Source organism: Nocardia blacklockiae, assembly GCF_015477355.1.
GTDB classification, from domain to species: domain Bacteria; phylum Actinomycetota; class Actinomycetes; order Mycobacteriales; family Mycobacteriaceae; genus Nocardia; species Nocardia blacklockiae.
Map to the genome: position 1 here is coordinate 30,772 of NZ_JADLRJ010000009.1, position 13,097 is coordinate 43,868.

The 13,097-nt window shown below is 66.6% G+C and carries 11 protein-coding genes and 1 tRNA gene; 5 read left to right on the forward strand and 7 right to left on the reverse strand.

Annotated elements, in window-relative coordinates; genetic code table 11:
• Nucleotides 1-38: 38 nt before the first annotated feature.
• The gene (locus IU476_RS24980) at nucleotides 39-473 is read right to left on the reverse strand and encodes a YbaB/EbfC family nucleoid-associated protein (RefSeq protein WP_195104032.1); all 435 of its coding nucleotides are present in this window, start codon (nucleotides 471-473) and stop codon (nucleotides 39-41) included.
• Between the two features lie 92 nt (nucleotides 474-565).
• Nucleotides 566-2,302 carry a WXG100 family type VII secretion target gene (locus tag IU476_RS24985; RefSeq protein WP_195104033.1) on the reverse strand — a complete coding sequence of 579 codons (1,737 nt, stop codon included), beginning with the start codon at nucleotides 2,300-2,302 and terminating at the stop codon, nucleotides 566-568.
• A 269-nt stretch (nucleotides 2,303-2,571) separates the two neighbouring features.
• Between IU476_RS24985 and IU476_RS24990 the strand changes: the two genes are divergently transcribed.
• Nucleotides 2,572-4,335 (forward strand): ABC transporter ATP-binding protein, encoded by a 1,764-nt coding sequence (locus IU476_RS24990; protein ID WP_195104034.1) that lies wholly within the window; start codon nucleotides 2,572-2,574, stop codon nucleotides 4,333-4,335.
• A 68-nt stretch (nucleotides 4,336-4,403) separates the two neighbouring features.
• Nucleotides 4,404-4,477, forward strand: a tRNA-Met gene (locus IU476_RS24995).
• A gap of 292 nt (nucleotides 4,478-4,769) precedes the next feature.
• On the opposite strand, the gene IU476_RS25000 is transcribed toward IU476_RS24995, so the two are convergent.
• The gene (locus IU476_RS25000) at nucleotides 4,770-8,372 is read right to left on the reverse strand and encodes a P-loop NTPase fold protein (protein ID WP_195104037.1); all 3,603 of its coding nucleotides are present in this window, start codon (nucleotides 8,370-8,372) and stop codon (nucleotides 4,770-4,772) included.
• A 289-nt stretch (nucleotides 8,373-8,661) separates the two neighbouring features.
• Here IU476_RS25000 and IU476_RS37405 point away from each other — a divergent pair, with 289 nt between their 5' ends.
• Nucleotides 8,662-8,805, forward strand: coding sequence for an RNaseH domain-containing protein (locus IU476_RS37405; RefSeq protein ID WP_500048431.1), 144 nt, complete (start codon nucleotides 8,662-8,664; stop codon nucleotides 8,803-8,805).
• A 604-nt stretch (nucleotides 8,806-9,409) separates the two neighbouring features.
• Here the strand turns inward: IU476_RS37405 and IU476_RS25005 are convergent.
• Complete coding sequence (locus tag IU476_RS25005) at nucleotides 9,410-9,886, reverse strand: RDD family protein (protein ID WP_195104039.1); 477 nt, start codon at nucleotides 9,884-9,886, stop codon at nucleotides 9,410-9,412.
• A 65-nt stretch (nucleotides 9,887-9,951) separates the two neighbouring features.
• Nucleotides 9,952-10,782, reverse strand: a complete 831-nt coding sequence (locus tag IU476_RS25010) for an SAM-dependent methyltransferase (RefSeq protein ID WP_195104041.1) — start codon at nucleotides 10,780-10,782, stop codon at nucleotides 9,952-9,954.
• A gap of 202 nt (nucleotides 10,783-10,984) precedes the next feature.
• Here IU476_RS25010 and IU476_RS25015 point away from each other — a divergent pair, with 202 nt between their 5' ends.
• Nucleotides 10,985-11,275, forward strand: a complete 291-nt coding sequence (locus IU476_RS25015) for a hypothetical protein (protein ID WP_195104043.1) — start codon at nucleotides 10,985-10,987, stop codon at nucleotides 11,273-11,275.
• Between the two features lie 56 nt (nucleotides 11,276-11,331).
• On the opposite strand, the gene IU476_RS25020 is transcribed toward IU476_RS25015, so the two are convergent.
• Entirely contained in the window at nucleotides 11,332-11,541 is a 210-nt protein-coding gene (locus IU476_RS25020) for a CDGSH iron-sulfur domain-containing protein (protein ID WP_195104045.1), read from the reverse strand.
• Nucleotides 11,519-12,565 carry an iron-containing redox enzyme family protein gene (locus IU476_RS25025; RefSeq protein WP_195104047.1) on the reverse strand — a complete coding sequence of 349 codons (1,047 nt, stop codon included), beginning with the start codon at nucleotides 12,563-12,565 and terminating at the stop codon, nucleotides 11,519-11,521. Before IU476_RS25025 ends, IU476_RS25020 begins: the two co-directional genes overlap by 23 nt.
• Nucleotides 12,566-12,690: 125 nt before the next feature.
• Here IU476_RS25025 and IU476_RS25030 point away from each other — a divergent pair, with 125 nt between their 5' ends.
• Nucleotides 12,691-13,065 carry a hypothetical protein gene (locus IU476_RS25030; RefSeq protein ID WP_324194280.1) on the forward strand — a complete coding sequence of 125 codons (375 nt, stop codon included), beginning with the start codon at nucleotides 12,691-12,693 and terminating at the stop codon, nucleotides 13,063-13,065.
• Nucleotides 13,066-13,097: the final 32 nt, after the last annotated feature.

A 13,097-nucleotide genomic window follows, 5' to 3' on the forward strand; every position in this document is an offset into this window, starting at 1 on the left:
CGCCGGACGTATCCCTCATCGTGCCCATGTCATCGGCGCTAAGCCGAGGTGTCGTCCTTGCCGCCGCGGAGGAACGCGCGGACATCGCGGAGCCCGGGTGCCTCCGGGACCAGGTCGGGGAAGTCGGGCATAGCGTCGAGGTCGTCTGAGACGGGGCCGGTGAGGGTTTCGGACTGCTGTCGCGCGTGCCGTGCCGCCGCCTGCACCGCGTCGACGATCGACCGGCTCAGTTGCTCCGCGCTGCGGCGCATCGCGACGGGGTCCAGTCGCAGATCGGTGAGCACGCCGCTGGCGTCTACGGTCACCTGCACCGATTGATCGGGCGAACTCGCCTGTGTGCGAGCGGATTCCAGCTGCTGGTACACCTCCGACAACCGGGCCTGCTGGCGTTCGAACACGTCGAGGATATGGTCGAGCTGATTTCGCATCCCGCTGTTGGCCGAGCGCAGGCCCTCACGCTCCCATCGATCCATGACGTCCCTTCGGCTCGAAAACACCGGCTGACGGGAACACCCGCAGGACCCACGAACTTACCGCTGGCGGTGACCGGTTCGCACAGTAACTCTTACTGTCGGTGGGAAGGTCGTCTCGACGACTGCGGCGGAGTCGCCGGTGCGTCCGGCAGCCACCCCGATCGGGTGGGCGGGCGCGCTTGTCTCGTATTCAAGGCCGGAGTCCGCGACAGCGCCACCACCATCCGGTGCAATGCCTTCTCCGGGCCGCTCGCCGCCCTGTCCGTCGACTCGACCGCGGCGAATGCCTCCGCCACTGCCCGCGCCGGAACGAAGACACCGTTGTCGAAGCAGCTGTCGCCCAGTTGCGCGCGCCAGCGCTTGTAGCCGCCGACCACCTGCGCCAGCGTCTCGCCCTGTGCGCCGTGCAACCGCAGGTATTCGGTGATCAGCGTGCGCTGGGCCGATCTGCGCGCGCGGAACCCGCCCGTGAGGTCGACGGCGGAACCCAGCTCTCGAAGGATCGTGGTGTACATCGGTCGCTGCGGGGGAGCGTCCGGTACGTGCCCGGGGCGCGAGCGGTCGGCCAGCAACCGAGGATTGGCGGCCGCGGCGCCGGCCAGCACGATCCACGGCGCCGCGGGCGCCGATTTCGTTGCTACGCGACGGTCTTCCACGGTGGAGAGCGAACTCGTCACATCGCTGACCTCGATCCCCCGCAGGACCGCCGGATATCGGGCCAGCACGGTGTCGACGGCATCGGCGATGTCCTGGGCAGTGGGCACATCGATGCCCGCCGATTCGAACCCGACGATGCTCAGTCCGTGCCGCGCGGCCAGCTGCCGGACGATCTGCATCGCCTCGGCATCGGTCGGCCTGTTCGAACGCGGCAGAGTCGCTCGCTGTTTCGATCGTTTCGCGGGCTCGGGCCGCGTCGGCTTGTCCCGTTTTCCAGCGCCCGGCGGACGGGTGGGTGCCCGCGGTGGCGCCACTCGTGGCGGTGTTTCGTTCCCCGGGGTGGCCGGAGGCTTGGCCCACGGGGTGCTCGGCTTGTTCTGTGACAGCGGCCGATCCGCGGTCGGCTGGCCGGCGGGCGAGCGGGCGGCCTGTCCCGGCGGCGTGCTGGGTTGCTTTCCGGTCGGCGAGTTCACCGGTCGGCGCGCGGGGTCGCCGCCCGCGGGCGGTGCCCCGGAAGCGGCTTCCGGCGAACGATCGTCGGCCTGGCGGGCGGGAGACTCGCTGCCGGGAGTGTCGGTGCCGGGGGACTCGGAGCCGGGATTATCCGTGCCGGACGGATCATTCGATCCGTCGGCCTGCGGGGACCGCTGGGGATCGGTGCCGGGGCTCGAACCGGTCTCGGACGCGGGCGGGCTCGAGGACTGCGGGCGCGGGTTTGGTACAGCGGCGGGACCGTCGGTCGCGATTGGTTGCCGGTCGGAATCACCAGTGGTGTAAGGGTTCTCGCTCGGCGCCGGTTGCTGGGCGGTATTCGCCGAAAGGTCCGGTGTCGGCGCAGCCGCGGAACTCCGGTCGAAGGGATTCACATCGCGAAGGTGGCGGCCGGCGTCGCGGTCCTGGTTCTCGAACTCGTCGGCCGATTCGAGCATCGCGGCACTCATCGAGCGCAGCTCCGCGACGAGGTCTTCGAGCCCTGCCAGGGCGTTCTCGGAGTCCGATTCGTAGCTCTCGGCGAACGTCTCACCGAGTTCGTCGTCGCCCCAGCACCGGCCCTCGTCGGCGATGATCGCCTTCATCTCCTCCAGCATCTGCTGGGTCTCGTCGGCTTGCCGCGTCAGATCCGCTGCCGACGCGCGCAATTCGGCCGGGTCGACCGACAGCGAGTCGTTCACACAGCCTCCTCGGATCGTGCCGCGCGCGGCGAACCGTCGTGCACGGCGCCCACCGGATGGTTCGATTGTCGCCACCGCTGTCCACTCCTTTCATCCCACCCATGGGAAGATCATTTCCGCGTGTATGTGCGCCGACGTGCCGAACGGCAGTTGTGCTCCGGTGGGCACACCCGCGGCCGAGGCGGAGTGCGAACCCGTCGGGGAGGCAGGGGACATGGCTACATTCAGCCGGCTGATCGTGGTCGGCCCGCAGGCGGACGTGGGTGACGATGTCTGACGACAGTGCCTCGCGGCAGGGCGATTCGTGGGTGCGCAGGGTGCGGTCTTTGCTGGGGCTGGTTGCGCCGCAGCGTAATTCGTTGCTGGGCGCGACGGCGCTGCTGCTTGTGGGCACCGGCTTGACACTGGTGCAGCCGCTGTTGGCCGGGCAGGTGGTGCGGGATGCGGTGTCGGGCAGGGCGATCGTGTGGTCGCTGGCGGCGCTGGTCGGCGCCTACCTGCTGTACGCCGTCACCGACACCTGCGGGAACTATCTGCTCGAGCGGTCCGGTGAATCGGTGCTGCTGTCCGTGCGCAGTCGCCTGGCGGGGCATCTGCTGCGGCTGAAAGTTCCCACCCTGGAGACGCTTCGGGTGGGTGATCTGATCTCGCGGGTGACGCTCGACTCGACGGTCGTCCGGAATGCGGTCGGCAGCAGCCTGATTCAGATACTCACGGGGGCGATCACGCTCGTCGGCACCGTCGCGGTGATGATCTACCTCGACTGGCTGCTGTTCTCGATCGTCATCGTCACCGTCGGTGTCGCCGCCGGGGCGATGCTGCTGGTCATGATGCGCATCGAGGTGGCGTCCACGCGTCTGCAGGAAAGCGTCGGCGCGCTGTCCGCGGATATCGAACGCGCGCTCACCGGCGTGCGGACGGTCAAGGTGAACAATGCCGAGGAGCGCGAACACGAGCGCCTGACCGAATCGGCGCAGCAGGCGTTCACCGCCGGTGTGCGCACCGCGCGGTTGAAAGCGCTGGGCAATCCGGCAATGCACCTGGCGGTGACCGGTTCGTTCGTGGTCTCGCTGCTCGTCGGCGGCGTGCGGGTGGCGAATCACCAGATGGAGCTGGGCAGCCTGGTGTCGATGATGCTGCTGGCGATGAATCTGCTGATCCCCGTCGGCGATCTGTTCAACGGTTCCGTCGGGTTGCAGAAGGCCCTGGGCGCGCTCAGCCGCATCGAGTCGACGCTCGCCCTGCCGGCCGAGGAAACCGACGGCGGCGCAGCAAATCTCGCCGCGACGCCCGACAAGTCCGCGGCGAACGGACAGCACGCGCTCGAATTCCGGGACGTGCGTTTCTCCTACGACGAACGCACAATTCTCGACGGCGTGACCTTCTCGGTTCCGCCGCGCGGCCACGTCGCGCTGGTCGGGCATTCGGGCGCCGGGAAGTCCACGGTGTTCTCGCTGGTGAGCCGGTTCTACAACCCGGACGGCGGCGACATCCTGCTGGGCGGCCACTCCTACGCCGAGCGCCCGCGCCGGGCCTGGCGCTCGGAGATCAGCCTGCTGGAACAGAACGCGCCCTTGCTGTTCGGCAGCCTGCGCGACAACCTGACCTACCGGCAGCCGGGCATCGGCGACGACGACCTGCACCGCGCGATCGAACTCGCCGGCCTCGCCGATCTCGTCGCCCGGCTGCCGCGCGGCCTCGACACCTCGGTCGGCGAGCACGGCGTCCTGCTCTCCGGCGGCGAGCGCCAGCGCGTGGCCCTCGCGCGGGCACTCATCCGCCGCCCCGTGCTCATGCTGCTCGACGAGCCCACCGCGATGCTCGACGCCGAGACCGAGCAGGCCCTGAACACGACCATCCGATCGGTGCGCGAGGAATGCGCCCTACTGGTCATCGCCCACCGCCTCACCACCATCCGCGAAGCCGACACGGTCCTGTTCCTCAAAGACGGTCACATCGCCGACAGCGGCCCCCACGAAGAACTCCTCGCCCGCAACCCCGAATACCAGCAGCTCGTAGGCGCGAAAACCTAACCGTTTCCCCCTCTGTCCTGCCGTTTTGGGGTGTGAGCCCCCACCCGTGTAGGGTCATAACTACCCGACGCGGGGTGGAGCAGCTCGGTAGCTCGCTGGGCTCATAACCCAGAGGTCGCAGGTTCAAATCCTGTCCCCGCTACTAGGGGAAACGGCCCGGAACCTACTGGTTCCGGGCCGTTTTCGTGTTGATTTGGCATCACGTTGGCATCATTAGCCGAACTAAATATCACCTGTGCCGTGGTGTCCTTGTCGTCCCGGCCCGGTTATGCGCGTGACAGCGCGGACGGGGGACCTTCGTCCGGGGCAGAGCTTCAACGGTCGCGGCTGGTGCCAAGTTGCTGCCTCGGGCAAGGGCCACACCGAGACAACTCGGCAGACTGCCGGGTCAGTTCTCAGTAGTTCGATGACAAGCTGTTGCCGCGGAACTGCGCCTATTTTTTGATGTTGTCGAGGAGTCGTTGGACCGCTCCGCGTTTGGTGCTCCTACTCTTGGCTGGCAGAAGGTTCTGCGTGACGAGCGCATTGCGGAGAGCGCTTGGGAACGTGCCAGCTTGATCGTAGGCGCGGAACTGCTGTCGCAATCTCTCCTTATACCCGTGGGCCACACCGGCGTGGCCAATGATCTGCGCGGCGAGCTTGGCATCACCTTTGCACTCGCGGTTGAGCAACTGTAGCGCCAGCTCATTCGCCGCGGCAGCGGCAGTTGCATCGACCGGTACGGACAGAATGTGTTCGACGGCTCGGTCGCGTTCGGCCTGACGGTTCTCGACAGCTACTCGGTGGGAAATGAACTGGACAGCTTCGACACCGACTCCGGCTTGCCCGATGGCCTTCGATATGTCACCCGGAACTCCGTCTCCTCGTGTGCGCACCCAAAGCTCGGTGCGGTGTTGCGGCGACAGGGATGCGCAGTAGCTGCGCAGTTCCTGGTCCGGGAAGTAGGATGTCAGCTTGGAAATGACGATGGCTACGGCGGTGTGGGCAGGTGAGGTGGCCATCCATTCTTTGGTAAGCCGCTGGTGGTCTGCACCGGTGGCGTCCAGGCTTGTTATGCGCTCGGCGGGGAGCGGTGACTCGCCGGCTTGTTGGTTCAGCGCCAGATAGATTCGGGCGTGCTCGATGACATTGGGTTGTGCGGCGTTGGGCTCGCCGAGTTCGTCCAGGACATGGTTCGCGACCGTGGGCTGCAGGGTGGGGACAAGCTGCAGGACTTGGTCCGCGACGCCGGTCGAGTAGTCGTTCGCAGTGAGCGCCGCGCTGATGTCGTGAACCTGGATGTCGTGAGCGGACTGGTCCTGCGTAGCGAGGACGTTCAGCGCGGCGTAGTAGTGCTGGCGGCGTGCGAGTGTGTCGGGTCCGGACCATTGAAGCGTTTTCAGTTCGGTTGCCGCGTCGGCGACGATGTCAGCCGCATCGTTCTCTGAGATACACGCGACGACGGACGCGATTACCGTGACGATGTTCGTCGTTTCGCTGGCCGGTTCGGCCACGATCACAGCAAGCAGAGTTGTGACGGCGTCACGAGCGACCGGATCAGGCTGCGCAGGCGAGAGAAGCAGAAATTCTCCCCAGAAGTCGATGTCTTCGACGAAGCCGCGGTGAAGACCTAGCAGGGCATGGCACTGTCGTGCGGTCGGGTCGGTAAGTGCTGGGAGGATCCGATCTGCGGAACGGCGGATGGTGCTGTGCAGTCGGTGATCTTCGCATTCGAGTTGTTGGACTGCGAGCAGGACTTCGGACATCAGCCGTACGTTGGGTTCACTACGTGAACAGACCGCTTCGAGCATCGCGGCGACCCCATTGACGAGTGCGTCGACCGATGCCGGGTCGTGAGCCGGCGTCTGTTGCGGGGTCGTTGTACTGGCGGTCGTAGCTGTTGGCGGCTCTGCGGGTGTGTCCAGCTCGCTCCAGTACTCGACCACAACCGGGCTCGCGGCGTGCCAGAGGGCGGTGGCGTGAATAGAGGGCAGGTCTGCCAGCCCATCGAGCAGTGGCTGGGCATCGATGGGATAGACGCGTGCGACCTGTGAGAGCAGCCGTTCTCGGTGTTTGTCGTTGGTCAGATGGGCGAGCGCTGGCATGACCTGGGCAAGTTGTTCGGGGTCCGCTTCATCGAGCAGAGCTATGAGTTTGTCCAGCACCTGGGTGTCGTCGGCGGTGGCGGCGATGAGCACCGCGCCTGGCAGCATATGTGGTGTCCAACCTGGGTCAGCTGTCAACACCGCGATGCTCGGCGCGAGCTGTGCTGCGATGGGCGTGAGCTCCTCGCCGCCGAGCAGCGTCGCCAACCGGCATACCGATTCGACGAGAAACGCTTTGGCGGGACCGAATTCGGCATCGGAATGCTGCGCCATGAGGGTCGCGGCGATTCGGAGGACAGCAGGGGTCTGGTCTGCGAAGGCAGCGACAGTGTCCTGCGGCGGTGTCTCGCCTGCGAAATCGATGATGTGACCGAGCTGGGGATCGAAAATGCCTTGTTCGGCGCCGGCACCTTTGAGATAGAGCAGTTCTGGGCGTGGGTCGTCAACGCCGATCGCGGCAGTCTTGCGAAGGTACGCCCAGAGTTCCAGATTGAGCCGCTGCTCCGCACGCCGTGCGACGTTTGCGCCGCTGTCGTGAGCCTCCGATGCGGTCCCCAGAAGCGGGCCGGCTGGACTGTGTGGTTCAGCCTGGCCCAACGGGGGTGCCGGTCTCGATTCCTGGACCCTGTAGCGCTGCAGGACTTTCTGCACGGTATCGGGAACATCCTGCGGTGGGGCCAGCAGCATTGAGCACAGCCGTGGCACTGTGAGAAGATCAGCGGCGACGGCAGGGAACTCTGTCTGCAGAGCCGTGAGTTTCGCGATTTCGGTGGCCTGCGCGAGGTGGTCGATACTGCGCGCTTGCGCGACACGCATGTTGGTAGCGAAGGCGTTCAGGAGGACCTTGACCCGGCGTGGGCTACGAACATGCGCGGGAATCAAGGTATAGATCACCTGGTCGAACGCGCGATCCCGTTCGTTGACTGCCCGCAGTTCGGCCCAGATGCCGTCGTGGTTGTACACCAGATCTCGGGCGAACCTGCCCAAGGCTTGCGGCCGCAGCGGTGGCAATGCGAGTTGATGCTGAAAGATCTTGTCCAGGAAAGCTCCTGGGGTGGCGTAGTACGGTTCATGCTCTCTAAGAGGCTTGGCCTGTGGAACCTTTTGTAGTGCTTGGACCAAAACTTCACGGTCGGCAGCGACGATGAAGACGCAACCGTCGTGATCGAGGAAAGTCTTGAGATCGATCAGTGTGGACACGACATCTTCGGGGGAGCATCGATCGAGTTCGTCGATGAACACGACCAAACGGCCCTTGCGGCCGGTCGCTTTGCGCACCAGCTTCTCGAAAGCGATCGCGAATTCGTCGTCATCGGTCGGCGCCGGCGTACTGATCTTGATGTTTGCGGATTCGAGTGCTTTGGGGCCGACCAGCAGCGCGATGAGCGCAAGCGAGAACACCGTCCCGGCGGGGACGAGATTGCTTACAAGCGCGTCACGCCGGGAGACGTCGGCGGCGTATACAGTGGCAGCGGCCATGAGTAGCCCCCAGATCAGGGCGAAAGCGGCTGCCGCGGCGACTCCCGCGAAGAGGTTGCCGCGGCTGCGCCACAGCCAACCCGGCAAGTCGAAGTGGTTGGTCTCTTGTTGGTTGTGCAGATCGATGCGAAGTTCGTGCTGGTCGATTTGCAAGCTGTGGGCTGCGCTGGTTATGAAGTTGCGTTTGAGCGCCTTGCCGCCGTACTTCCATGCGTCGTAACGGATTACCCTAGTTGAGTGGCTACGGCTCTCGACAGCGTGTTTCTTCGTGGCGAAGACACTGGACTTGCCCGAGCCGTATGCCCCGAACAGCGCGACATTGACCGGCGGCACCGCTACGCACACCAGCTCTGCTATGCGATGAGCGATCGCACGGTGATCGAAGGCATCCGGGTCGTCGACCTCGAGCGCCGCGTCGGTGACTAAGTCGCCATCCCGCAGAAATGGCCCACCGATACGCTCGTCCATAGCCATCGCGTCCTCCACCGCGCTGTGGGCCCCTCCCTCGGATTGGATGCAGAAGGGACTACACACCCATCGCTGCCGAAGAGGGGGTGTTAACACCGAAGGTGCTCGACACATCCTCAGGCTTACGGCGAGCGATTACCGGCTTTGCGGGACGTCGGTGACGGACGTAGCCTTCTTGCCGAGGCCGTTTCGCTGACCAGATGAGGTTGACGAGACGTGGGAGCCCCAGCGTACACGGGGCTCGGGTCTGGGGTCCTACGGCTGGATCCTTCGACATGCGTTCCTCATTGGTTGGATCGGAAGCTCCTGGGACGGCCGCACCAGCTACCCGGCACCCGTCCACCTCGCGGCAAAGATGGACAAAGACCACCCTGACTATCGCCGCACCGTCGATCCCGACGAGGAGATCGAACTCGACGAACTCAAAGACGTCACCTGACCGCGGGCACACACCGAGCTATTGCCTGTGAAGTACCGGTTGCCAGTGGCATTAGGTTCAACCAGCCCAGGGTCATCACCCGTCGTGCGACGACAGTGACACTGTGGAAGAGGAGCCTGCGTCACGCTTCGGCGGGGCCAGGAGGGGGTCCCGAGGGCCGTGGTTGTTCGCAACACGTGCAAACATCGGCCGGTTTCCGGCGATGTGGATGGATCCCAGGACATCAAACCGCGCGGTGATGCACCAAGAACTGCGGTGCGCGTCTCCGGCGCGGGCTGTCGCGACGCTGAAGACGACTAGCGGCCGACCACAGGATGGTCGGTCAGCGCCGCGACCGACGAAACTAGTGGTCATCGCAGGGGGTTTGGCACCAAATTTGGCATCACGACAGAACGCGACCCCTCGATACGGGTGGGACAACGCGGACGCTGCGGACGACCGGAACCTTGTTGACCTGCGCAGACAGGATGCCGTGATAGGCGGCGACATGTGGGGACTGTTTCTCGTTGGCTCATAATCCAGAGGTCGCAGGTTCAAATCCTGTCCCCGCTACTAACGGAACGGCCCCGGAACCACTGGTTCCGGGGCCGTTTTCGATACTCGGTCAGCGTTTCCGGTCCGGTGGCGAAGCGGGATTCAGGTCGCGACGGCGAACGGTGCGTAGGCCGCAGGCTTGTCCGACGCTTGCGCCCTCCAGGGCGAACTGTAGGCCGACGATCACGAATCCGAACAGCCACCGTGCGAAGGCACGCCAGAAGCCGGGGCGGCGGCCGTCCTTCCAGCGGATCACTCGCATTCCGAACAGGTATTTGGCGACGCTGCCGCGGAAGAGCACGGTGCCGCCCACCTGGTTGACGAACGAGACGGCCAGCGCGCAGGCGAGGAACGTTCCCCAGAACGCGACGACACCGTCGGTGGCGTGAAATACCCGCTGCGACAACGCGAAACCGCCTACGAGCGCCAACAGCGCATCGGTAATCGCCGCCAGGGCAAGGCGATTCTCGCCCGCCTCGTCCGCGACCCGCGGGCCGGGAGCCCCGGTCGCGGGGGAGGGTGCTGGAGTTCGATGCGGCGCGTTCACGTCCGTATTGTGGCCCAGCCCAAGCGTCCGTGCTCGGCTAACGGCGTCGCGCCCGGAATCAGTTGCTATTCCGCACCCGACGTGCCGTCCGGGGTCTTGATGCCCACCGCACCGACGTAATTGGCGCGGCGGGCCACCTCGTCGTCGATGGGGTCGTGGGGGCGCCAGGCGCCGACGGGGACTATGCCCGGTTCGAGGATTCGGTAGCCGGTGAGGAGGGCGGCGACGTCTTCGATGGTGCCGAAACCCGCTCCGGGAGTGTTGGTTCGGCGCATGACCGAGAGGACCTGTTCCTGCTGTTCGAGGGTGAGGGTGAGGCCGACGGCGTGGGAGAGGGCGAGGGCGCTGCCGGGGCGGCAGACGTCTCGGTAGGCGGCGGTGAGTTCGAGGGGGTCCACGTCCTCGAGGAGGTCGAGGACGGCCATGGCCAGCACCGCGATCGGGCGGTCGAAATCGAGGAGGCCCGCGACGCCCGGCGCGTTCAGCACGCTGTCGATGTCGCGCAGGTCCGCCCAGGTCATCGAGACCTGCGGTTGATCGACGAGCATCTTGTTGGCGTACTCCACCGCGACCGGCTCGCGCTCGACGTAGGCGACGCGGGCGGCGGGGTTGTGCCGCAGCGCGATCTCGTGCGGGCTGCCCACGGTCGGCGCGCCGGAGCCGAGGTCGAGGAACTGGTCGATGCCCAGCTCGCACAGCGCCGCTACGGCCCGGCCGACGAAACCCCGGTTCGCGCGGGCCCACTGCCGGCTGCCGGGCATGCCGTCCGGGATCGCGTCCGCGGCGCGCCGATCGGTCTCGAAGTTCGCGCCGCCGCCCAGCACGTAGTCGTACATGCGCGCGATGCTGGGTGTGTCCATATCGATGGTCTCGTCCAGTGGGTACCGGGGATCCATTTCGCCGCCTCCCTCGAAGACACTGTCGGCCAAGCGCTTTCGCGCCGCGACAGTACGTCGCACCGGCCCGTCCGCTCCGTCAGCCTACCGGCGGCGGGCCGCCCGTGACCGGATTCCGCGTGCGGCGCCGATCGGTCGCGCAGTGGCGGCGATCACCCCTACCGGTCGGCATCGTCGGCGCGACCGGCTATCGTGACCCCGTATGTCGACCCGGGATATCACGGTGACCGTGACCGTGGACGAAGCCGAATGGCTCAGCCTGACCGACGCGGCCGAGTGCGCGGGCATGCGCTTGGACGCGTACCTCGCCTGGGCGGTGCGCCTGCTGGCGGCGAACGCGCAGCCGGGCCTCGCGCCACGCCCCGACGAACCGCGAGGCCTGCGCGTCACCCGGCGCAGGCCCGAGATAGTCGACGAGTCGGAGTCGGTGGCCTGGGCGGAGACCTTCGCCGAACGCCTGTCCCACCGCGCGGACGCGTTTCGAGAGGACTGAATGCGCGCGGCGCTATTCGGCGGAACTCACGACGCGGTTACCGGAACTCCTCGGCGTCAGTCCCGAGGCCGCTTGTGCCGCCGATGGCTGGTGTCGCACAGCGGATAGGTCCGCGACCGGCGGCAGACACACACCGCGACCACGAAACGATCGCAGTGCACGACGGTGCCGTCGTCGGTGACCAGATCCACCGGTCCTTCGATCAGCGCGGGCCCCTCCTTGGTGAGGGTGACCCGGCGGCGCTCAGACTGCGGTTCGGTCGGCACGGCTGACCTCCACTCTCTCCCGGATCGAGCCGGATTCGACGTCGCGCAGTGAACTGCGCCCGGCCTGCCAGCTGTCGAGCAGGTGGCGGTCGATGCGTTCCTCGAGCAGGCCGGTGGCCTGGATGCCGAAGACGACCGACTCGGTGAGCTCCGGTTCCCGCGCGAGCAGATCGCCGATCACCTCGCGGCGCATGATCTGCTCGTGCACGGCGTCGGCCTCGACGTGCTCGGCGTAGAACCGCACGCACGCCGGATCGGCGCGCAGGCGCTCCAGCGCCTCCACCATGCGCCGGGCCGCGGGCGGCGAGGTGATCTCGACCGTCGCGAAGTGCCCGACCAGCGCGCCGCGCAGCGCGCGATGCAGCCCGAACAGCGACATCATGTTCACCAGCGCCAGCATCGGCGCCGGTGTCGCGTCCAGGTAGTGCAGATACTCCGAATTCAGGCCCGCGCCGTCGAGCAGATCGGCGAACAGCTGGGCGTGCACGTGCTCGCCGCGGCCGCCGCCGAACTCGTCGAACTCGACCGCGACCAGCGCCGCCTTGGCCTGCCCGCGCAACCGGGGGATGACCCACGCGTACGGATCGGCTTCCTTGTGGTGATAGATCGAGCGGTGCGCGAAGTACTCGCACACCTGCCACCACTTGCCCTCGTCGCGCAGGAACGCCCCGACACCCGTCGCCTCGACCGGCTCGGTGATCAGCTGTTCGAGTTCGGCCGCGAGGTCGTCGCCGCCCGGCACGTCGTGTCGCAGCGCGGTGTGGAACCGGTCCTCGAGCCGCGCGCGCAACCGCAACAGCTCCGGATCCCACTCCCAGCGCGGGTCCACCGGCGCGAAGCCGTGATAGTGCAGTTCGTAGCACATGTGCAGGGCCAGCTGCAGGTCCTCGCCGTATGGGTCGGCGTCGGCGACGTCGAGGTCGACACTGTTCGTATCGCCGCGCAGCAACTCGGCGAGGGCGCCGGAAAGCTCTCCGCGCGGGCGGGGGAGGGCGCGCGCGGCGGGATCGGTATCGATGGTCACCTGTGCCGGATACCCCGAAGTCGCGCGGCAATTACTCCGAATGTGGGAGGCGCATCGCACGGCGGGCCGACCGGTTCGAATCGCGGCCGGTGGGTATGCGCCTCGATGAAGGGAGTGTGATCACCATGGACCATGTCTCCGATCGGCAGGGATCGATTCGCGCCCTCGACTACTCGAGTGCCGAGGAGCCCGAATCCGGCCGTCGCACGGCGCGCCGGGGCCCGGCGGGATTCCCCGACAAGATGCGTACCTCGCGCAACCACGCCGGAGAGGGCCTGGAAGACGGCTACAACGTGCCCGGAATCGTGTTGTGCGCGTTGGGAATCGTCGCCATGGCGCTGGCACTGACCGCGGCCGGGTACGGCTTCTCCGGCTGGGCGGTCGTGGCCGGCGTGGTGGCCGCGGTGTGCGCCGTGGCCGGTGTCGCCTGGCTGTTGCTCGAACACCGGCGGGTCAAGGCCAAGGAAGGTCTGGCCCTGACCGACCAGCGCGGCCACTGACGCCCGCGACCAGCGGAAGCACCCGTAAACGA

Coding starts and splice junctions, on each gene's coding strand:
- IU476_RS24980 (WP_195104032.1), bottom strand. CDS start 473: ATGGATCGATGGGAGCGTGAGGGCCTGCGCTCGGCCAACAGCGGGATG.
- IU476_RS24990 (WP_195104034.1), top strand. CDS start 2,572: ATGTCTGACGACAGTGCCTCGCGGCAGGGCGATTCGTGGGTGCGCAGG.
- IU476_RS25000 (WP_195104037.1), bottom strand. CDS start 8,372: ATGGCTATGGACGAGCGTATCGGTGGGCCATTTCTGCGGGATGGCGAC.
- IU476_RS25010 (WP_195104041.1), bottom strand. CDS start 10,782: ATGGATCCCCGGTACCCACTGGACGAGACCATCGATATGGACACACCC.
- IU476_RS25015 (WP_195104043.1), top strand. CDS start 10,985: ATGTCGACCCGGGATATCACGGTGACCGTGACCGTGGACGAAGCCGAA.
- IU476_RS25030 (WP_324194280.1), top strand. CDS start 12,691: ATGGACCATGTCTCCGATCGGCAGGGATCGATTCGCGCCCTCGACTAC.